The organism is Aeromonas sp. s4 (assembly GCF_040907855.1).
Lineage (GTDB): Bacteria > Pseudomonadota > Gammaproteobacteria > Enterobacterales > Aeromonadaceae > Aeromonas > Aeromonas caviae.
Genome location: NZ_JBFOCP010000030.1, coordinates 171561 through 192508, shown reverse-complemented (window position 1 = coordinate 192508; position 20948 = coordinate 171561). Strand labels below are relative to the sequence as shown.

Genomic DNA, 20948 nt, shown 5'->3' with positions numbered 1-20948 from the left:
ACCCCATCAGGTCACTTCAAGTTGTTGTAACGGGCGACGATGGTGCGTACCACATCGCTGTGCTCATCCAGGCCGGTGACGCGGGCCAGGGTCCGTGCCGGACCGAGTTCCGCCAGCATGGCCTGCAGCTCCACCGCCTGGGGATCGTCCTCATTGCGGTAATGCAGTGCGGCGGCGATGCCCTCCTGCAGGTGATCGCTCGGCAGGCCGTACTCCAGGGTGCCGAGCAGCGGCTTCACCAGCCTGTCCCCCGCCGCCAGCTTGCGCAGCGGCTGGCGACCGACCCGGTCAATCTCGTCCACCAGGTAGGGGTTGGCGAAGCGGGAGAGGATCTTCTCGATGTAGGCGGCGTGCAGGCGCGGGTCGAAGCCGTAGCGTTTCACCAGCACGGCCCCGCTCTCCTCCATGGCGCGGCGCACCTTGCTGCGGATCAGCGGATCCTCGATCGCCTCGCGCACGGTGCGATAGCCCCTGAGCTTGCCGAGGTAGGCGGTGACGATGTGGCCGGTGTTGAGGGTGAACAGCTTGCGTTCGACGAAGGCCATCAGGTTGTCGGTGGGCTCCATGCCTGCCACCTGGGGCAGCTCCCCCTTGAACTGGGTCCGATCGACGATCCACTCGCTGAAGCTCTCCACCGTCACCTCCAGGGGATCGTCGTTCGCCGCGGCGGGCGGAACGATGCGATCCACCGCCGAGTCGACGAAGCCGACGCACTGCTCGAGGGTGGCATGATACGCGACCGGCAGGTACTTGAGTACCTCCTCCTTGAGGTGACTGGTGCCGCGCACCATGTTCTCGCAGGCGATGACGTTGAGGGGAGTCAGGTTGCCGGCATCGAAGCGGGCCTGCAGTCCCTTGGCCAGGGTGCTGGCAATTTTGTCCAGGATGTTGGGGCCGACCGCCGTGGTGACCAGATCGGCGGTGATGATACGGGCGATCACCTCGTGTCCGGCGGAGCTGACGGCGGCAACGTTGCGCACCACGTCCAGCTTCTGATCCGTGCCCACCACGTGCACCTTGTACTCCTGGCGGTGGTTGAGCTGGTCGATCAGGGTCTCGTTGACGTCGGCGAAGGTGACCTGATGGCTGGCGTCAGCCAGCAGTTTGCCGATGAAGCCCCGACCGATGTTGCCGGCACCAAAATGCAATGTTTTCATGATATTAACCTCTACAACCAAAGACGATGACGGATGATTACGCGGCCTGCTCGGCCCCCAGCAGATCCAGGAACTCCTGGGGATCCTGGGTGCTGGCCAGACGGTCGACGAGACCGGGCTCATCCAGTGCATTGGTCAGGCGGGTTATGACCTGTATGTGTTCATCGTTGCGGGCGGCAATGCCGATGACCAGGCGCGCTACCTCATCGGCGCCCTCGCCGAAGGCGACTCCGGCCGGGTACTGGCAGATGACGATGCCGGTACGCTTCACGTGCTCCTTGGCGGCGATGGTGCCGTGGGGCACGGCGATGGATTCGCCGAGGTAGGTGGAGACCAGCTGTTCGCGCTCCAGCATGGCGTCGACGTAGTCCGGTGCCACATAGCCTCGCTCGGCCAGCAGCTTGCCGGCGGTCACGATGGCCGCTTCCTTGCTCTCGGCCTTGAGGCCCAGGTGCACATCCTGCAGGCTCAGGGTGAAGACTTCCGGCTCCTGCGGATCGTAGCTGTCGTCGTTGGCCGCCACCAGCAGTTGCGGGTTGGCGACGTCATCGTTGGCCGCGTTGGCCAGGGTGAGGTTCTGCACCAGCTCCTGATAGAGGGCGTTGTCGAGGAAGTTGGTCAGCGAAATATGCTGTGCATGCGGCGCATGGCGACGGGCACGGTCGGTGAGATCCTTGTGGGTGATGACCAGATCCACCTGATCGTCCAGGTTGTTGATGGCACGGTTGGTGACGCTGATGTCGAGACCGGCGGCCTGCACCCGCTTGCGCAGCATGCCGGCGCCCATGGCGCTGGAGCCCATGCCCGCATCGCAGGCGACGACGATGTTGCGCACTGCGGTCAGCTCGGTTTCCGGCTTCTTGGCGGCGGTGGTCTCGGGCTTGGCACCCTTCATGGCCTTCATCTTGCGGGTGGCTTCACCCAGGGCATCGGCCTCGTCGGCTTCCGGCTGCTGGGCACGGACGAACACGGCGGCGACCAGGAAGGAGACGGTGGCGGAGGCGACGATGGAGAGCAGCACCCCGATGAGGGAGGCTTTCGGCGTCATCAGCAGCACGGCGAAGATGGAGCCCGGGGAGGCGGGGGAGACCAGACCGGCGTTGAACAGGGTCAGGGTGAAGACCCCGGTCATGCCGCCTGCGATCACCGCCAGGATGAGGCGCGGGTTCATCAGCACGTACGGGAAGTAGATTTCGTGGATGCCGCCGAAGAAGTGGATGATGGACGCACCGGCTGCGGACTGCTTGGCGGCGCCACGGCCGAACACCATGTAGGCCAGCAGCACGCCCATGCCCGGACCCGGGTTCGCTTCGATCAGGAAGAAGATGGAGCGGCCCTGTTCGGTGGCTTGCTGGATCCCGAGCGGCGAGAAGATGCCGTGGTTGATGGCGTTGTTCAGGAACAGGATCTTGGCCGGCTCGACGAAAATGGAGGTCAGCGGCAGCAGGCTGTGGGCGACCAGGAAGTCGACACCACCGGCCAGGGCGCCGGAGAGCACCTTGACGAAGGGACCGATGACGAAGAAGGCGAGAATGGCGAGCAACATGCCGATGATGCCGGCGGAGAAGTTGTTCACCAGCATCTCGAAGCCGCTCTTGACGCGACCTTCCATCGCCTTGTCGAAGCGCTTGATGGCCCAGCCACCCAGCGGGCCGACCATCATGGCGCCCATGAACATGGGGATGTCGGTCCCCACGATGACGCCCATGGTGGTGATGGCACCGACCACGGCCCCCCGGTCACCCCCGATCAGCTTGCCGCCGGTATAGCCGATGAGCAGCGGCAGCAGGTAGGTGATCATGGGACCGACCAGCTTGGCCAAGGTTTCATTGGGCAGCCAGCCAGTGGGGATGAAGAGGGCGGTGATGAAGCCCCAGGCGATGAAGGCGCCTATGTTGGGCATGACCATATTGGACAGGAAGCGTCCAAAATTCTGTATCTTGACTTTGGTATCCGGTGATAACATGTCGGGACCCCGTTTTAAGCCTGTGTGATTAAAAGTGGTAGTCGGGATGACGAGTTTTGCCGAACTCCCATCCCAGTCGTCTAAGCAACTTCAATCTACCAGCTTGTGATCAAATTAGGCTGAAAACGGGGTGTCTTGTGACCTGGATCTCAAATACCCCGACCTCCCCCCTCCAGACATAGTGATGACGATCACAGTCAGTCGCTGTATTTCGGCTACATTTCGATCTTCTCGCCTCTGGGTGTCAATTTTTTGTGATTGATGTCTCGTTTTGCGGTTTGCGCAAACACGGTGTCAACGTGACTGTCGTCACAAAACCAAATTTTGCACTCAAATGAGTCATGTTTTGTCGCCTCGTATTCGCAAGTAATGACGATGGATATGCCGTAGTTCATCGTTAATCACCAATGAATCATTTATTTTGTAACCCACTTTCAGTTTTTTCCCCGAGAGGATCGGTTCCGACAAGGCCTCTTGTGACGCCCGGGTGGCGGATCCTGATCCGCTCCCGTCTCGATCCTCCCTGCCGGTAGCGACGCAGGCTGGGGCCTGCGAGCGGGTCTCCCATCCCGTCTGCCCGTGGAGCGCAGCCATAAAAAAAGCCCGCAGGATGCGGGCTTGTGCAGAGCAGACAAGCAGGGGGATCACTGCGCCTTGGGGGCCTCGTCGGCAGGCGCGGCATCGGCCTCGCTGGCAGGAGCGACCGGCGCCGGACCCGGCACCAGATCCACCGCCGGCTTGGCGATGAGGGAGCGGGTCTCTTCCACCGCCTCGGTCAGCTTCACCTCGATGATCTGGCCGAGCTCGTAGACCACCTCGGTCTTGTCCAGATAGACGCGGCCGTTGTCCCAGTTGCACTCCAGCCGATCCTTGTTGTCCAGGATATGGCGGGCGGGCATGAACACCACGGCGCCGTTCTCCTGCAGACGCAGCTTGAGGCCGGCGCGCATCACGTCGATGATCTCGGCGTTGAACACCTTGTCGGTGCCCGCATCGGCCTTGAGGTAGCGCACATAGAGCCAGTCGCCGATGTCGCGCTCCACCATGCGGTGCAGGCGGCGGCAGGCGGTCAGGTGCTCGGTCAGCTCCAGGCTGGGGCGCTCACCCGGGGTCTTGCCGGCGATGACCGCCTTGAGCAGGCGATGGTTGACCATGTCGCCGTATTTGCGGATGGGGGAGGTCCAGGTGGCGTAGGCATCCAGACCCAGGCCGTAGTGGGCACCCGGTTCGGCGGACATCAGGGCATAGCTCTGGAAGCGGCGGATCTTGCCGTCCAGCCAGCGGGTGTCCAGGTTGTCTATCCAGCGGCGCAGGGCGCAGAAGCCGGAGAGGCTCGCGATCTCTTCCTTCTCGAACGGGGCCTCGGCGGTCTTGAGCAGCTCGATGGCGCCGTCCAGGGACTCCTCGTCAAAGCCGGTGTGGACGTTGAAGATGCCGTAGCCGACCTCTTTGCCCAGCACGCGGCCGGCGCAGATGTTGGCGGCGATCATCGACTCTTCCACCATGCGGTTGGCGATGCGGCGCGGCTCCACGTGGATGGCCAGCACTTCGCCGTCTTCACCCAGCTCGAAGTCGTAGTCGGGTCTGTCCGGGAACACCAGGGCGTGCTCGGTGCGCCACTTGATGCGGGCCTCCGTCATCGCCTTCATCAGGGGCAGCTGGGCCAGGACGCCGGCGTCGATATCCAGCGCTTTGCCGTGCTCGGCCCAGTCGGAAACGTCGTCATAGCTGAGACGGGCATGGGAATTGATGCGGGCGGCGAAGAACTCGGTCTCCTCCAGCAGCAGGCCATCCTCGGCGATGAGCAGACGGGCGCACAGGGTGTTGCGCTCCTCGCCCTCTTTCAGGGAGCAGAGCTCGTCGGAGAGGGTGCGCGGGATCATGGGTACGTTGCGTCCCGGCATGTAGACGGTGAAGGCGCGCTGGGCGGCCTCCTTGTCCAGCTCGCTCCCCTCGGCCACATAGGCGGTCGGGTCGGCGATGGCCACCAGCAGCTCCCAGCCGTTCTCCAGCTTGGTGATGGCCAGGGCATCGTCCATGTCCTTGGTCTTGGCACCGTCGATGGTGAAGAAGGGAACCTGGGTCAGATCCCGGCGGGGCAGCTCTTCCTCTTCGATCACCTTCCACTCCGGCAGGTCCGCCGGTTCAATCTGGGCCAGGTTGTGGCGCGCCAGCACCACCCACCAGGGCACGTTGTGATCTTCCTGGGTGGCGATGAGCTGGGTGATCTCGGCGGAGAAGTTGCCGTCCACCAGGGCATGGCGCTTGAGGGTGGCAACCACCCAGTCCCCTTCCTTGAAGGACTTCTCGTCCAGACCCTTCTTGGCGCGGGCCTTGATGGCGTCCTTGATGAGGGGGTGGTCGGGCACCACGTTGAGGCGGTCGCGGAACATCTTGACGCGGCCGACGAAGCGGGTGACGGCCTGTTCCAGCAGGGCATCCGGCTCGGCCACCTCTTTCTCTTTTTCAGTGCGGATCAGGGCGCTCACCCGGTCACCGTGCATCACCTTCTTCATGTAGGGAGGCGGCACGAAATAGCTGGTCTTCTCATCGACCTCCAGGAAGCCGAAGCCCCGATCGGAGGCGCGGATCACACCCTCTTTCTTGGGGATGTTTTCGCGGATTTGTTGCTTGAGCTGGGCCAGCAGCGGATTGTCTTGGAACATAAATGGGGAACCTGAGTGGAGACCTGATGGTTAATCGCCCAGCACTATACGTTTTTACCCCCCCAAAGCCAAGGTGAATGGCCCCCTCAACGGGGTTGCAGTGCCCGTCGTCCCTGCTGGATCAGGCGCTGGGATATCTGCTTGTGCAGCCCCCGCTCCAGCACCCAGCGGTGCCAGTAGAGCTGCTCGACCAGGTGGTGATCCGGGTTGAGATCGAGCAGGCGCCCCTCTTCCAGTTGCTGGCGGATCTGCAATTCCGGGATGAGGCAGCAGGCCAGCCCCTGCTCCGCCATGGCGACGAAGGCCTCGGAGGATCGCACCGTGTGGCAGGGGTAGCCACCGGGGGGGAGGGCGAAATGACGGGCCATGTAGCTGATGTGCATGTCGTCGCGCTGATCGAAGGCCACCGCCGGCGCCTTGGCCAGGGCCGCCGCCGTGAGGCCGTTCGGGAAGTGGCGGGCGACGAAGGCGGGGCTGGCGGTGAGCAGATAGCGCATCTCGCCGAGTTCGTCGACGCAGCAGCCCGCCAGCGGCTGGGGTTGCAGGCTGACGGCGCCGAACGCCTGCCCCTCGCGCACCCGGTCCAGGGTGCGGCTCTCGTCATCCACCAGCAGGTTCAGCTCGATGGGGTATTGCTCCAGCAGTGGCGCAAGGGCGGGCAGGAACCAGGTGGCAAGGCTGTCGGCATTGACGGCGATGCTGACCCGGATGGGGGCCCTGGGCTCGTCGGGGGAGAGCTCGCCGGCCAGCTCCAGCTCCAGCTGGCGCACCTGGCGATAGTGGGCCAGCAGCTTCTGGCCGAGCCCCGTGGCCTGCAGCGGCTGGCTGCGGATGATGAGCGGCTCCGCAAACTGCTGCTCCAGCTGCTTGATGCGCTGGGAGATGGCGGACTGGGTGATGTGCAGGCGCTGGGCGGCACGCTCGAAGTTTTGCTCCCGGATCACCGCGTCCAGGGCCAGCAGCAGCTTGTAGTCCAGCGTCTTCATCAGCATTCCTTATGAAAAAAGAGAGTTCAGCAAGAATGCTACTCAAGGGCGCGCCAGAGGACAACCTGACCGCCCCCATAGAGGGGGCCCGTGCCCGGGGCCGCCCCTGTGAGATGTGACAGTAGTCCTGGCATGAGATTCATAAGATACTCACCCGGTCCGTTTTTGCATGGGGTGGAAACGGACCATAGCGAGCGTCTTGAATCCCGGGCCGGTCCCGGGACTTTTTTTGCTCAGATGACGGCGAGCAGTGCATCCCCCGCCGGCCGGTAATGGCCCTGCAGGGGGCGATGGACGGCGCGGTCGAAACGCTCGTCCAGGTGGAAGCGGATGCCGACCCCGCGCACGGCCCCCAGATCCACCGCCTGGCGATGGCCGAGGCGCTCGATGGGCAGGCCGAGGCGACGGAAGATGCGCTCCACCGGCAGGCTGACCACGGCCACCAGCTCGCGGATCCCCTGCTCCCTGGCGAAGGCCAGCACCTCGCGGAAGATGACGCAGGTGAGTTCGCTGATGCCGTTCTCCAGGCGAGGGGCCCGGTCGGCGTCGATGGCGAGGCGGGTCAGCTCCCACACGTCGTTGCCGCGCGGCGGGGCTTCGCCAGCGAGGGCGGTGGGGAAGATGCTGGGCAGCATGTAATCCTGGGCGCAACTGAGCAGGCGGATGCAGCCGCACAGCCCCTGTTTGTCTTCAATCAGCACCCAGTGGGTGTCGGGCTTGTCGAAGTTGTCCCGCTCCAGGCCACGGCGGGATTCCACGTCCCAACCGAGTCGATCGGAGAAGACGCGGTTGCGAAATCGGTAGAGCTCGTTTTCGACCTCCCATCTGGGGTGTTCTTTCAATTTTCCTTTGAAAACAAGCATTCATGTCTCTCCATTTCATGGTTAGGCGCTATAATCCAAGGCCTTGGCCAGGGGAGGCTTGCCTATGACACGCGACCAACTGCTTGAGTACCTGGAACATTTCACGCTGGTGACCGATGGCAACCGGTTGTCCGAGCTCATCGGCCGCTTCACCCTGGGAATGGGTTACGACTACTACCGCTTCGCCCTCATCCTGCCCATGTCGATGCAAAGGCCCAAGGTGGTGCTGTTCAACCAGTGCCCCGACTCCTGGGTACAGGCCTACACCCTGAACAACATGCTGGCCTGCGATCCCATCATCCAGCTCGCCCGCAGGCAGACCCTGCCCATCTACTGGAACCGGCTGGACGAGAAGGCGCGCTTCCTGCAAGAGGGGAGCATGGATGTGATGGGGCTGGCGGCGGAATTCGGGTTGCGCAACGGCATCTCGTTCCCGCTGCACGGGGCGGCGGGGGAGAACGGCATACTCTCTTTCATCACCCGGGAGCGGGCGTCGAGCGATCTGATGCTGGAGTCCTCGCCCATCCTCTCCTGGATGTCCAACTACATCTTCGAGGCGGCGATCCGGATCGTGCGCCAGAGCATGAGGGAGGACGATCCCCAGGAGCCCCTGACGGAGCGGGAAACCGAGTGCCTGTTCTGGGCCAGCGAAGGGAAGACATCGGGGGAGATCGCCTGCATCCTCGGCATCACGGAGCGCACCGTGAACTACCACCTCAATCAGGTCACCCGCAAGACGGGGTCGATGAACCGCTACCAGGCCATCGCCAAGGGGGTGAGCAGCGGCATCCTGCTGCCGAACCTGGAGCAGGTGGTGGTCACCAACTTCCCCTCCCTGCTGCAGTGAATACAGGCCCGGCGGCACCGGCTCGTCGCCTGGCATCCCCTCTGTCGCCATCACCGCTGTCCTGCGCCGTCCCATCCTGCCGCCGATTCTCGGGGCGGGGCTGTGACCCCACAATTGTCAGATCCTGCAATTGACAACCTTCTTTGTGTGGTTTCGGCCCGGTTTTCATCAGTTTTATGAATGCATCAGAAAATGAATGAATTTCTCTGATTACCCGCGCCCCCTTATAGTGCGTTTCTCTCTTTCACAGGAACGCATCCCCATGTTCGCCACCACCCTGCAAGGCTTTACCCTCGGCCTTGCCATGATCATCCCCATCGGGGCCCAGAATGCCTTCGTGCTGAGCCGGGGCATTCACCGCAATCACCACCTGCTGACGGCGACCCTCTGCTGCCTGTGCGATCTCGTGCTGATCGGGATCGGGGTGTTCGGCGGGGCCAACCTGCTGGCGGCCAGCCCGATCGGCCTGGCCCTGCTGACCTGGGGCGGCGTGCTCTTCCTCGGCTGGTTCGGTATCCGTTCCCTGCGCAGTGCCTGGCGCGGCCAGGAGGCGGCCCTGGCGGACTCGCCCCGGTTGATGGGGGTGAAGAGCGTGCTGGCCATGACCCTCGGAGTGACCCTGCTCAATCCCCACGTCTATCTGGATACCCTGATGCTGCTTGGCTCCTTCGGCAGCCAGTTTGCCGAGGAGCTCAGACCTGCCTTCGCGGCGGGGGCCATGCTGGCTTCTCTGGTCTGGTTCTACGGACTGGCGTTCGGGGCGGCCGCCCTCTCCCCCTGGCTTGCCCGGGGCCGGGTGCAGCAAGCCATTGATCTTGTTGTAGGTCTCATCATGCTGGTGCTGGCGGTCAAGCTGGCATTGGGTGCCATACCGGCCTCATGAGGCTATTTTTGTGCCGGGCTTCATAAAAATGAGTCCCGGTGCCATCTGCTGACATATTCGTCTGTTAAATTCCCGGCGCTGGTAAAGCGTTACTCATAATAAAAGGGAAAAAACAGTGAATAACACCATGAAGCTGGGGGCTATTGCCGCCATCGTGCTGCTGTCTGCCTGCAGCAACGAGAATGACAGCAAGGCGCAGCCGGGGACCGTCTCCCTGCGCCTGATCCAGACCTCTGATATCCACTCCAACGTGCTGGGGTACGACTACTACCAGAACAAGGAGGATCGCAAGTTCGGCCTCTCCCGCACCGCCCTGCTGATCCGCGCCGCCCGCGCCGAGAACCCCAACAACCTGCTGCTCGACAACGGTGACCTCATTCAGGGCACGCCGCTGGCGGACTACATCTTCGAGCAGTCCGGTGCCGGCTATCTCGAGAAGCAGGCGCACCCGGTGTTCAAGGCGATGAACGAGCTAGGCTACGACGCGGGCAACCTGGGCAACCACGAGTTCAACTACGGCCTAGACTACCTTGGCAAGGTACTGGCGGGAGCCGACTTCCCCTATGTGAACGCCAACGTGTTCGAGGCGGGGGCCTTCAAGCGCGATGCCAAGGGACAAATTGACTGGAGCGGCAACAAGTTCACCCCCTATCTGCTGCTGGAGCGCGAGGTGACCGATGACAAGGGCCAGCGCCAGCGCGTCAAGGTGGGCATCCTGGGTCTGACCCCGCCCCAGGTGCTGCAGTGGGACAAGCGTCATCTGGAGGGCAAGGTGGTGGTGGCCGACATGGTCGAGACCGCCAATCACTATGTGCCCGAGCTGCGCGCCAAGGGCGCCGACATCGTGGTGGTGGTGGCTCACACCGGCATCAATGCCAGCAGCTACGAGGCCATGATGGAGAACTCCGCCTGGCATCTGGCCAAGGTGAAGGGCGTGGACGCCCTGATGCTGGGCCACGCCCACAAGAACTTCCCCGGGGACTTCCCGGATCTGCCGGAGGTGGACAACCAGGCCGGTACCCTCAGCGGCATCCCCACCGTGATGCCCGGTTACTGGGGCAACCACCTCGGCATCATCGACCTCAAGCTGGAACAGGTGGACGGCAAGTGGCAGGTGAAGCAGAGCCAGGCCAGCCTGCGCAAGATAGACGCCAGCGAGGGCAGTGCGGTGGATCAGCGGGTGGTGGACCTGGTGCAGGCCGACCACGACGCCACCAACCAGTGGCTGGACGAGCCGCTCGGCAAGATCACCTCCCCCATCCACAGCTTCTTCGCCCTGGTACAGGACGACCCCTCGGTGCAGCTGGTGAGCGATGCCCAGCGCCGCCACGCGGAGCAGTTGCAACAAGACGGCCTGCTCAAGGAGTCCTACCCGATCCTCTCGGTGGCGGCCCCCTTCCGTGGCGGTCGCAACGGCATCAACGACTTCACCTATGTGGCCCAGGGTGACATCTCCCTGCGCAACGTCTCCGACCTCTACATCTATCCGAACACCCTGCAGGTAGTCGAGGTGAACGGGGCCACCGTCAAGGAGTGGCTGGAGATGAGCGCCGGCCAGTTCAACCAGATCGACACCGGCAAGACCGGGGTGCAGTGGCTGGTGAACGAGAGCTTCCCCACCTACAACTTCGATGTGATTGACGGGGTCAACTACGAGGTGGACATCACCCAGCCGGCCCGCTACAGCAAGGACGGGGTTAAGGTGAGCGACGGCCAGCGCATCAGCGGCCTCACCTTCAACGGCCAGCCCGTGGACCCGGCCCAGAAGTTCTACGTGGTGACCAACAACTACCGCGCCAGCGGCGGCGGCCACTTCCCGGGCATCGACGGCAGCAACATCGTCCATGAAGATCCCTTCGAGACGCGGGAGATCATCGCCCAGTACCTGAAGGCCCAGTCTGCGGACAACCCGGCTGGCTTCAGCCCGGCGGCCAACAACAACTGGCACATGAAGGCCCTGCCCGCCAACGTGGACGTGCGCCTCTACTCCTCGCCGACCGACGAGGCCAAGGCCCTGGCGGGGGCGGATCTGTCGTACCAGTCCACCCTGCCGATGGATGACGCCAAGCACCCCGGCTACGCCATCTACCGCCTGATCCGCCAGTAAGGCAGACGCTGGCAGCCAACAAAAAAGCCCTCGCAGTGCGAGGGCTTTTTCATGGGGCGCGGTGCCATCCTGTCCTGTCGTCTGGACTTGCCCGGTCGACGGGGCGGGAGGGCATCAGTAGTAGCCGGGATCGTCCGGATTGGGGCGGGTCTTGAAGCGGCGGTGCAGCCACATGTACTGCTCCGGCGCCTTGCGCACGGCGGCTTCAATCTCGCGGTTGGCGCGGCTGGCATCCGCCATGTCGTCACCGCTCGGGTAGTCCGCGAGCGGGGCCCCGATATGCAGGGTGTAGCCCTCCCGGGTGCGGATGTTGTAGCAGGGCAGGGTGACGGTGTTCTTCACCCGGGCCAGGGTGGCGGTCCCCGTGATGGTGGCGGCCTGCTCCACCGCGAAGTAGGGCACGAAGACGCTGGCATGGCTGCCGTAGTCGTGATCCGGTGCATACCAGAGGGCGTCGCCGTTGCGCAGCGCCTTGATCATCCCCTTCACGTCCATCCGGTCCACCAGGTATTTGTTGGAGGCGCAGCGACCGTGGTACTGGGCGTACTCCAGCACCGGATTGGTGTTGGGGCGATAGACGCCGACCCCGGGACGTACCAGGCCGAAGCAGCGGGCATTGAGCTCAAGGGTGAGGAAGTGGCAGGAGAGCAACAGCATCCCCTGGCCCTTCTCCATGGCGTTGATGACGTGCTCTTCCCCTTCCACCTTCATCAGGCGGCGCATCCGCCAGTCTGGCCAGAACCAGGCCATGCCCACCTCGAAGATGGCGCAGCCCACGCTCTCGAAGTTCTGCACCAGGAGGGCTTCGCGCTCATCCCGGCTGAGCTCGGGCATCGCCAGCTCCAGGTTGCGGCGGGCAATTTTGACGCGGGATTTCAGCAGCTTGCGGGCCAGGGTGCCGAGCTGGCGGCCCAGCCACATCTGGCTGCGCCAGGGCAGCAACACCAGCAGCCAGAGCAGGGAGAGGCCCAGCCAGCTCCCCCAGTAACGGGGATGGAACAGACGGGGTTCGAGGCGGGGAGCGTGTTCTTGGGCCATGAAGAGTCTCTTGTTCGCAAAGGCAAAGGGGGGAGTCCGACCGAACCGGGGGGGCCTGTGTGGGGTGGTCCGGCGCGGATGCGGTCACTCGCATGTCGAGGATTCTATCCGAAAAGCGGGGGCGGGCGCGAATCGCCGTCATCTGGTCAGAGGGGGCATCAGGGCGCAGGGCCGTGCTTTTTTCACGCCCCGGAAAAGAGTGTGATAAAATCGGCCGCTGAATTTTTCAGGTTTTGAGAGCCGATACAGATGAAAATCACCCTGCCCGAGTTTGAAAAAGCCCGCATCCTGGTCGTTGGCGATGTCATGTTGGATCGCTACTGGCATGGCCCTACCGGCCGGATCTCCCCCGAGGCACCGGTCCCCGTGGTCAAGGTCGAACACATCGAGGAGCGCCCGGGTGGCGCCGCCAACGTGGCGCTCAACTCCGCCGCCCTCGGCGCCCAGGCCGTGCTGCTGGGCCTGACCGGTCAGGATGAAGCCGCCGATGCCCTCGCCAGCCAGATGGCCGGGGTCAAGGTGGCCTGTGATTTCGTGCGCCTGACCGACTATCCGACCATCACCAAGCTGCGGGTGCTGTCCCGCAACCAGCAGCTGCTGCGCCTCGACTTCGAAGAGGCCTTTCACGACGTGGATGCCAGCCTGCTGATGGGCAAGGTGGAGCAGGCGCTGCCCCAGGCGGACGTGATGATCCTCTCCGACTACGGCAAGGGCGCCCTCAACGATGTGCCCGGCATGATCCGGCGTGCCCGCGCCGCCGGTATCCCCGTGCTGGTTGACCCCAAGGGGACCGATTTCGAGAAGTACCGTGGTGCCACCCTGCTGACCCCCAACATGTCCGAGTTCGAGGCCGTGGTGGGCAAGGTGAAGGGGGAGGAGGATCTGGTCGCCAGGGGGCTGGAGCTGGTCAAGCGCTTCGAGCTGGACGCCCTGCTGGTCACCCGTTCTGAGAACGGCATGACCCTGATCCGCGAAGGGCAGCCCGAGCTGCACCTGCCGGCCCAGGCCCACGAGGTCTATGACGTCACCGGTGCCGGTGACACCGTCATCTCCACCCTGGCGACTTCCCTTGCCGCGGGCAAGAGTCTGGACGAGGCCTGCGCCCTGGCCAACACCGCCGCCGGCATCGTGGTCGGCAAGCTGGGGACCTCCACCGTGAGCCCGGTGGAACTGGCCAACGCCCTCTACACCGAGCAGGAGACCGGCTTTGGCGTCATGTCCGAGGCCCAGCTCAAGGTGGCCGTCCAGGCCGCCCGTCTGCGCGGCGAGAAGGTGGTGATGACCAACGGCTGCTTCGACATTCTGCACGCGGGTCATGTCTCCTATCTGGCCAATGCGGGCAAGCTGGGGGATCGCCTGATCGTGGCGGTGAACACCGACGAGTCCGTGCGTCGCCTCAAGGGGCCGGGTCGCCCGGTCAACCCGACCGAGCGCCGTATGACGGTGCTGGCGGCCCTGGGTGCCGTGGACTGGGTGGTCCCCTTCAGCGAAGACACTCCCCAGCGTCTGATCGCCGAGATCCTGCCAGACCTCCTGGTCAAGGGGGGCGACTACAAGCCCGAAGAGATCGCCGGTTACGCCGAGGTGACCGCCAACGGCGGCGAGGTGCGGGTGCTGAACTTCGAGGACGGCTGCTCCACCACCGACATCATCAAGACCATCCGCGAGCGCGGATAAGCGTAAAACCCGGCCAAGGCCGGGTTTTTTGATGGGGCTGCCGGGTCGGTGACATGGCCGCTGCCTGGCAGGCCCCGACCAACGCACTTCCAGCGGCGAACAGAGATGAAAAAGGCGACCCCGGGGTCGCCTTTTCTCATGGTGTGCGCCTGGCTCAGGACTTCTTGGTGACCTGGGCGGCGGGCATCAGACCCTGGTTCACCTCTTCCAGATCCTTCTGCTCCAGGATGCCGGCGGCCTGCTTGAGGGAGAGGATGCTGAGGATGTAGTTGTAGCGGGCCTCGGAGAGCTTCTGCTTGGCCTGATACAGCTTGCGGGTGGAGTCCAGCACGTCGACGATGGTGCGGGTACCCACCTCGTAACCGGCCTCGGTCGCCTTCAGGGCGCTGTCGGCGGAAATGACGGACTGGCTGTAGGCGCGGACCGAGCCGATGCTGGCGTTCACGTTGTTGTAGGAGGAGCGGACCGTGCTCTGCACCGAGCGGAAGCTGCGCTCGAGCTGTTCGCTGGCGGCCACGTAGTTGAACTGTGCCTGCTTGACCTGGGAGGTGGTGGCCCCGCCGGTGTAGATGGGCAGCTTGAAGTTCAGGCCGATGTTGCCCTGATTGCTGTTGCTCTCGGGGTTGCGGATCTCGTCCTTGTAATCGTTGTAACCGGCGTTCAGGCCGGCGCCCAGATCCAGGGTCGGTTCATGACCGGTCTTGGCCAGATCGATCTGCTCCTTGGCGATGTCCTTGCCGATGCGGGCGCTGTGCAGCTCCAGGTTCTTGTCCAGGGCCAGCTCCAGCCACTTGTCGGAGTTGAACGCGGTCTTCTGCGGGCTGAAGCGATCGGTGTTGAGCACGTCCAGTTGACGGTGGTCGATACCGGTCAGCTCGCGCAGGCTCTCGTAGCTGTTGTCCAGGGTGTTCTCGGCATTGATCTCGTCCGCCAGCGCCTGATCGCGCTCGGCCTCGGCTTCGTGCACGTCGGTGATGGCGGTCAGGCCCACTTCGAAGCGCTGCTGAGTCTGTTCAAGCTGACGCTCGACCGCGGTCTTGTTGGCACGCACGAATTCCAGGGTATCCATGGCCTTGAGCACGTCGAAGTAGGCCTGGGCGGTACGCAGCATCAGGTTCTGGTACTCGAGGTTGTAGGCCACGTCGGACTGGGTGGCGCTCTTCTCGGTCAGATCCAGGTTGACCCAGTTGCTGCGACGGTAGATGGATTGATCCAGGGTCACGGAGCCAGTAGCGCCCGTGTTGGTCATGGTGTCGTTCTTGTTTTGCAGGTAGTTCAGGCCGGCGCCCAGGTTGATCTGGGGCAGCAGGGCTGCACGGGATTCGTTGATCTTCTCGAAGGCCTGGTCCCGCTTGGCCTTGGATTCCAGCAGCTGGGTGTCCTTGATCTGGGCCTGTTGGTAAATATCGAGCAGGTTTTCGGCATGAGCGGCGCCGCTCACACCCAGCATCACCATGACTGACAAGAGTGTTCTTTTCATATGATAGTTTTAACCTTTTGTATCAACCCAAAGCTGTCCGCTGGATGAAGGGGGGATTGTCACCGACCAAGCTTGATTTCAGCTTAACCACTCTACTATAAGCAGATTTCATTGCGAACTGTCTCTTTTCCAGCTGCGGAAACGTCAAGGTCCGGGGCGAGTTTTCTCGGCAACGCGCCTAGCCAAATGCCCTGTGGCTGCTAAAATCCTTCCCTCATCGTCGGCGAGAGCGAGTGAATGAATGTTCATTCATGCCCCCGAATATTATGGTCAAACCAAGCCAAGTCAAGCTGGCAGGAGTCTCGAATGTCACAGCAAGCCTTGCCTCAAACCTGCCACTACTCCAGCGATGATGTGAAAATCATTGAAAAATCAGCTGGATATAATGGCTTCTTCAAGGTGAATGTCTACCGCCTGCAACACAGGCTGTTTGCCGGTGGCTGGAACGCCCCCATCGTCCGGGAACTGTTCGAACGTGGCCATGCCGCCGCCCTGCTGCCTTATGATCCGGTGCGGGACGAGATCGTGCTGGTGGAGCAGTTTCGCATCGGTGCCATGGAGACCAGCGCCACCCCCTGGCTGCTGGAGCTGGTGGCCGGCATCATCGATGAAGGGGAGACCGCCGAGGCAGTGGTGCGGCGCGAAGCGGTGGAAGAGGCAGGGATCGAGGTGGGACGCTGCGAACACGCCATCAGCTATCTGGTGAGCCCGGGTGGCAGCACCGAGCGCATTGAGGTGTTCGTGGGCGAGGTGGATGCCAGTCAGGCCAAGGGGATCCACGGTCTGGCGGAAGAGGGGGAAGACATCCGGGTCCACGTGGTGAGCCGCGAGCAGGCCTATGCCTGGCTCAAAGAGGGGCGCATCGACAATGCCGCCTCCGTCATCGCCCTGCAGTGGCTGGCCCTGAATCACGGCGAGCTGCGGGCACGCTGGCTGGCGGGGCGCTGAGGTGACGCTCGTTCAGACCCGGGTCAGGTGCCCTGTGTCCGACTGGAACACTGTGCAGTGGGTCCACCCTTCATGGACCCTGATTGAGGGAGCCGCGACATGTCATTAGTCCAGAGCCCGATGAAGCGCTATGTGCCTGATTTGATGTCCTTGCAGCGTACCTGCGAGGTCAATTACATGGCGCTGATGAAACTGTTGCCGCCTGGCGGCAGCGTGGGTGCTGAGCGCCGCTATCAGGTCGGTAACGGCCTGCAGTTCCAGCTCACGGTGACCGAGGAGAGCCGCTTCACCAGCCAGGTGATCCTGGCCCAGCACAACCCCGAATTGCCGAGCTACTTGCAAGCCCGGATAGAGATTCGTTTGTATCATGATGTGCGAATGGCGGAAGTGTGTGCGGCGCAACAGATTTCAATGTTGCAACCACGTTATGATTATCCCAATCAAAAAATGCATCACAGGGATGAAAAGGAGCAGGTAAATCTATTCTTGGCCGATTGGTTGAGATTTTGTCTCAAACACGGCACCAGCCTGATTAACATCCTCTAGTCGAACCCATAAAAAAGAAGCGTGATTTTGGAAACAGAGCTACCTCAGGCGCCGGACGGCAGTGTGCGCCTGTTACAGATTACCGATACCCATCTCTTCGCCAGTGCCGAGGGGCGGCTGCTGGCCGTGCTCACGGCGCAGAGTCTGGCCGCCGTGCTGGAGCGGGTGCAGGCCAACGAGCACCCGTTCGATCTCATCCTCGCCACCGGGGATCTCTCCCAGGATCACAGCCCGGAGTCCTACCAGCGCTTCGCCTCCATGATGGCGCCCCTGGCTCGCCCCATCTACTGGTTGCCCGGCAACCACGACGACGGCCCCCTGATGACCGAATACCTCCATGCGGCCGGCATCAGCGAGGCCAAGCAGCTGGTGGGGGATCACTGGCAGGTGATCCTGCTGGATACCCAGGTGCGTGGCAAACCCCACGGGGTGCTGGGGGATCACCAGCTGGCGGCCCTGGATCAGGCCCTGCGCCAGCATCCCGAGCGCCACGCCCTCATCGCCCTGCACCATCAGGCGGTGCCGGTGGGCTGCGCCTGGCTGGATCAGCACAACCTCAAGAATGCCGACGACCTGTTCGCCGTGCTGGCCCGCCACCCGCAGCAGAAGACCATCCTGTTCGGCCACGTCCATCAGGAGTTTGACGAGGTGCACCACGGAGTGCGGCTCATCGCCAGCCCCTCTACCTGCATCCAGTTCAAGCCGCTCTCCGACGGTTTCGCACTGGACGAATCCGGCCCGGGCTGGCGCTATCTCACCCTGCACCCGGATGGCCGGGTGGCGAGTCAGGTGTGGCGCCTGCCGCTGGGGCAGTTCGTGCCCGACCCCAATGCCACCGGTTACTGAGGCGTTGCCATGAAGCCCGTCCTGCTCTATCTGCACGGTTTCAATTCATCCCCCGGCTCGGCCAAGGCGCAGCAGATGGCGGCCTGGGTGGCAGAGAACAGGCCCGATATCGAGGTGGTGATCCCGGCTCAGCCCAACACCCCTGAGGCCGCCTGGGCTGCCATCGAGCAGGCCATCGCCGACCTGAAGGCCCGCCACGGCAGCGCCCTGCGACTGGGCGCCGTGGGCAGCTCCCTCGGTGGCTTTATGGCGACCCGGGTCAGCGAGCGATACGGTTGCCGCGCCGCCCTCATCAACCCGGCGGTGCGCCCCCACGAGCTGCTCTGCGACTACCTCGGCCCCCAGACCAACCCCTACAGCGGCGAACGCTATGAACTGTTGCCCGGACACATGGACGAGCTGAGAGCGCTGGCGGTGCCGGTGACTGCTCCCGAGCGGCTCTGGGTGCTGCAACAGCAGGAGGACGAGGTGCTCGACTATCGCAAGGCGCTGGACGAATACCGCTTTGCCCGTCTCTCCCTGGAGTGCGGCGGCGATCACGCCTTCACAGGCTTCGAGCGCTACCCCGCCCAGATCGTCCGTTTCCTCGGGCTCTAGCCGTGCAGCCGCCGTTGGCCGCCTTCCTCGAACAGGTGCTGGCCACGGCCCAGGCGGGGCTCACCTATTCCCGCGATCCCTTCGACATCGCCCGCTTCGAGGCGCTGCGAGCGGCCACGGTGACGCTCATCGCCAGCCAGAGCGAGCTGGCCCCCGACGCCATCGACGACTGGATTGCCCTCGACAGCGGCTATCCCACCCCCAAGCTCGATGTGCGGGCCTTCATTCAGAACGATGCGGGCCATGTCCTGCTGGTGCAGGAGCGCAGTGACGGTTGCTGGACTCTGCCGGGGGGCTGGTGCGACATCGGCGATTCGCCTGCGGATGCTGTGGTGCGGGAAGTGAGCGAGGAGACCGGCCTCGCCTGTCGGGCGGTGCAACTGCTGGCCCTGTTCGACAAGCTCAAGCATCCCCATCCCCCGCAGCTGCCCCACGCCCACAAGGCCTTCTTCCTGTGCGAGGTGACGGGGGGCGCTCTGCTTACCGACACCGATGAAACCAAAGGGGCGGGGTACTTCCCCATCGACGCCTTGCCCGAACTCTCCCGCCACCGGGTGGTGGCGTCCCAGTTGCGCACCCTGCATGACCATCTGTCGCAGGGGCGGGGGGATACCCTGTTCGATTAACCGGTTCGCAGCCTGACACTGCGGCAAGGAGGCAGCATGATCACACGCATCGGCAATACCCCCATCCAGAAGAAACACAAGGCGAGCTGCCACTGCGGCGCCGTGGTGCTGGAGCTGACCCTGCCGGATGGCGTGGTGGATCCGCGCCGCTGCGACTGCTCCTTCTGTCGGCGGCGTGGGGCCATCGTCGCCTCGGTGCCGCTGTCCGGCATCCGCATCCTGCAAGGGGAGGCGGCGCTTCGCTGCTACCAGTTCAACACCCGCACCGCGAAACACTACTTTTGCAGCGTCTGCGGCATCTACACCCATCACCAGCGCCGATCCAATCCGGCGGAATATGGCTACAACCTCGCCTGTCTGGAGGGGGTCAACCCGTTCGATCTGGGAGAGGTGCCGACCCGGGACGGGGTGCATCACCCGGCAGATACCGTGGCCGATTGAACGCGAGGTGACTGCCCCGACGGGTGGCGGGGAGGACGGGCGAGGTGTTGCCGCGCCACTCCCGTGACGACGCCTCAGGGGGTCATCTGCTGGTGTAGCCCCCGCAATGGCTGTGTTAACCTTGCCCTGTCCGTCTCCCGGCGGACCCCGGCCTCTCTCTTCATTCCATCTCTGCCAACAGGGGGCACACCCGTGACGACTGCTTCAGCGCTGCCGGATCTGATCCTCGGGGCCTCGCTCTACTTTCCGCCCCTGTTCAAGGCCGTGCTGCTCGGCCTGCTGGGCTGGCTGCCGCTGCATCATCTGCTGCGGGACTGGCTCTACGGCGGCGAGGTCTGGCACCCCCTGCTGATGGATCTCTCCCTCTTCATCCTCGCCGTCAGCGGCGCCCTATGGATATTGCTACATGGCTAAATCACCCCTTGCGACCCTCAAATACTTCTCCACCCTGCTGGTCTTTGCCCTGGCGCTGGTGTCGCTCTGGTGGCTGTGGAACGACTATATGCAGGGGCCCTGGACCCGGGATGGCAAGGTGCGGGCCGAGCTGGTCAGCATCACGCCCCAGGTGTCGGGCAAGATCGTCAGGATAGGGGTCAAGGACAACCAGCTGGTGAAGGCGGGGGAGCTGCTCTTCACCCTGGATCCCGAGCCCTATCGCATCGCGCTGGACAACGCCAGCGCGGCCCTGGCCAAGGCCAGGTCGGATCTCGACAAGGCGGAGCACGAGGCGAACCGTCGCCAGAGCCTCTCCCGCACCGTCATCTCCGCCGAGGCGGTGGATGAATCCAGGCTCAATGCCCAGGCGATGAAGGCGGCCTATGAGGTGGCCCAAGCCAATCTGGAGCAGGCCAGATGGTCCCTTGCCCGGACCGAGGTCCATGCTGCGAGCGACGGCTACATCACCAACCTACAGGCCAGGGTCGGCAACTACGCCACCGCCGGGGTGCCCCTGGTGGCCCTGATAGACACCCACTCCTTCTATGTGCAGGGCTATTTCGAAGAGACCAAGCTCAGGCACATCGCTCCCGGCAAACCGGCCGAGGTGGTGCTCTACAGCGGGGATCGGGTACTCAGGGGGGAGGTGGAAAGCATAGGGCGCGCCATTCACGATCAGAGCCTGGAAGGCAGCGAGGGGCTGCTGCTCGACGTCAAGCCGAACGTGCCCTGGGTGCGCCTGGCCCAGCGGGTGCCGGTGCGGATCAGGCTGCTGGCGATTCCCCCGGATCTGGTCTTGATCGCGGGCACGACCTGTACCATCACCATAGGGGACTAGG

19 protein-coding genes are annotated in these 20948 nt (G+C 63.6%); 12 read left to right on the top strand and 7 right to left on the bottom strand.

Annotation, left to right across the window (positions count from 1 at the left end):
- Positions 1-11 precede the first annotated feature (11 nt).
- The 5 genes from AB5Y89_RS09630 to AB5Y89_RS09610 all read right to left on the bottom strand — a co-directional run bounded on the left by AB5Y89_RS09630 (position 12) and on the right by AB5Y89_RS09610 (position 7638).
- The gene (locus AB5Y89_RS09630) at positions 12-1157 is read right to left on the bottom strand and encodes a mannitol-1-phosphate 5-dehydrogenase (RefSeq protein WP_052815685.1); all 1146 of its coding nucleotides are present in this window, start codon (positions 1155-1157) and stop codon (positions 12-14) included.
- Between the two features lie 37 nt (positions 1158-1194).
- Positions 1195-3123, bottom strand: a complete 1929-nt coding sequence (locus AB5Y89_RS09625; protein WP_368223630.1) for a PTS mannitol transporter subunit IICBA — start codon at positions 3121-3123, stop codon at positions 1195-1197.
- A 644-nt stretch (positions 3124-3767) separates the two neighbouring features.
- Positions 3768-5789: an exoribonuclease II gene (locus tag AB5Y89_RS09620; protein ID WP_010672763.1), complete on the bottom strand. Its 2022-nt coding sequence runs from the start codon at positions 5787-5789 to the stop codon at positions 3768-3770.
- Positions 5790-5875: 86 nt separating this feature from the next.
- Positions 5876-6775: a LysR family transcriptional regulator ArgP gene (locus tag AB5Y89_RS09615; protein WP_010672764.1), complete on the bottom strand. Its 900-nt coding sequence runs from the start codon at positions 6773-6775 to the stop codon at positions 5876-5878.
- Between the two features lie 233 nt (positions 6776-7008).
- Positions 7009-7638: an acyl-homoserine-lactone synthase gene (locus AB5Y89_RS09610; RefSeq protein WP_029313613.1), complete on the bottom strand. Its 630-nt coding sequence runs from the start codon at positions 7636-7638 to the stop codon at positions 7009-7011.
- A gap of 64 nt (positions 7639-7702) precedes the next feature.
- Here AB5Y89_RS09610 and AB5Y89_RS09605 point away from each other — a divergent pair, with 64 nt between their 5' ends.
- The 3 genes from AB5Y89_RS09605 (at position 7703) to AB5Y89_RS09595 (ending at position 11475) form a co-directional block, all read left to right on the top strand.
- Positions 7703-8485: a LuxR family transcriptional regulator gene (locus tag AB5Y89_RS09605; protein WP_010672766.1), complete on the top strand. Its 783-nt coding sequence runs from the start codon at positions 7703-7705 to the stop codon at positions 8483-8485.
- A 262-nt stretch (positions 8486-8747) separates the two neighbouring features.
- A complete protein-coding gene (gene lysE, locus AB5Y89_RS09600; protein WP_041212291.1) occupies positions 8748-9368 on the top strand; it encodes an L-lysine exporter in 621 nt (206 codons plus the stop codon).
- Positions 9369-9495: 127 nt separating this feature from the next.
- A complete protein-coding gene (locus AB5Y89_RS09595; protein WP_167825831.1) occupies positions 9496-11475 on the top strand; it encodes a bifunctional 2',3'-cyclic-nucleotide 2'-phosphodiesterase/3'-nucleotidase in 1980 nt (659 codons plus the stop codon).
- A 114-nt stretch (positions 11476-11589) separates the two neighbouring features.
- Here AB5Y89_RS09595 and lpxL read toward each other — a convergent pair whose 3' ends face one another.
- Positions 11590-12513 (bottom strand): LpxL/LpxP family Kdo(2)-lipid IV(A) lauroyl/palmitoleoyl acyltransferase, encoded by a 924-nt coding sequence (gene lpxL, locus AB5Y89_RS09590; protein WP_010672769.1) that lies wholly within the window; start codon positions 12511-12513, stop codon positions 11590-11592.
- Between the two features lie 249 nt (positions 12514-12762).
- Here lpxL and hldE point away from each other — a divergent pair, with 249 nt between their 5' ends.
- Positions 12763-14190, top strand: a complete 1428-nt coding sequence (hldE, locus tag AB5Y89_RS09585; protein ID WP_039039759.1) for a bifunctional D-glycero-beta-D-manno-heptose-7-phosphate kinase/D-glycero-beta-D-manno-heptose 1-phosphate adenylyltransferase HldE — start codon at positions 12763-12765, stop codon at positions 14188-14190.
- Positions 14191-14344: 154 nt separating this feature from the next.
- Here the strand turns inward: hldE and tolC are convergent, their stop codons facing one another.
- Complete coding sequence (tolC, locus tag AB5Y89_RS09580; protein ID WP_029313618.1) at positions 14345-15670, bottom strand: outer membrane channel protein TolC; 1326 nt, start codon at positions 15668-15670, stop codon at positions 14345-14347.
- 306 nt (positions 15671-15976) lie between these two features.
- Between tolC and nudF the strand changes: the two genes are divergently transcribed.
- The 8 genes from nudF (at position 15977) to AB5Y89_RS09540 (ending at position 20947) form a co-directional block, all read left to right on the top strand.
- Complete coding sequence (gene nudF / locus AB5Y89_RS09575) at positions 15977-16618, top strand: ADP-ribose diphosphatase (RefSeq protein ID WP_010672772.1); 642 nt, start codon at positions 15977-15979, stop codon at positions 16616-16618.
- A 99-nt stretch (positions 16619-16717) separates the two neighbouring features.
- Positions 16718-17164: a DUF1249 domain-containing protein gene (locus AB5Y89_RS09570; RefSeq protein WP_039039758.1), complete on the top strand. Its 447-nt coding sequence runs from the start codon at positions 16718-16720 to the stop codon at positions 17162-17164.
- Between the two features lie 27 nt (positions 17165-17191).
- Entirely contained in the window at positions 17192-18010 is an 819-nt protein-coding gene (gene cpdA / locus AB5Y89_RS09565) for a 3',5'-cyclic-AMP phosphodiesterase (RefSeq protein ID WP_368223628.1), read from the top strand.
- A 9-nt stretch (positions 18011-18019) separates the two neighbouring features.
- Positions 18020-18607 carry a YqiA/YcfP family alpha/beta fold hydrolase gene (locus AB5Y89_RS09560; protein ID WP_368223626.1) on the top strand — a complete coding sequence of 196 codons (588 nt, stop codon included), beginning with the start codon at positions 18020-18022 and terminating at the stop codon, positions 18605-18607.
- 2 nt (positions 18608-18609) lie between these two features.
- A complete protein-coding gene (locus AB5Y89_RS09555; protein WP_319911337.1) occupies positions 18610-19233 on the top strand; it encodes an NUDIX hydrolase in 624 nt (207 codons plus the stop codon).
- A gap of 36 nt (positions 19234-19269) precedes the next feature.
- Positions 19270-19674, top strand: coding sequence for a GFA family protein (locus AB5Y89_RS09550; protein ID WP_039039754.1), 405 nt, complete (start codon positions 19270-19272; stop codon positions 19672-19674).
- Positions 19675-19845: 171 nt separating this feature from the next.
- The gene (locus tag AB5Y89_RS09545) at positions 19846-20088 is read left to right on the top strand and encodes a DUF1656 domain-containing protein (protein ID WP_039039819.1); all 243 of its coding nucleotides are present in this window, start codon (positions 19846-19848) and stop codon (positions 20086-20088) included.
- On the top strand, positions 20081-20947 hold the full coding sequence (locus AB5Y89_RS09540) for an HlyD family secretion protein (RefSeq protein WP_010672778.1): 867 nt from the start codon (positions 20081-20083) through the stop codon (positions 20945-20947). Before AB5Y89_RS09545 ends, AB5Y89_RS09540 begins: the two co-directional genes overlap by 8 nt.
- Position 20948: the final 1 nt, after the last annotated feature.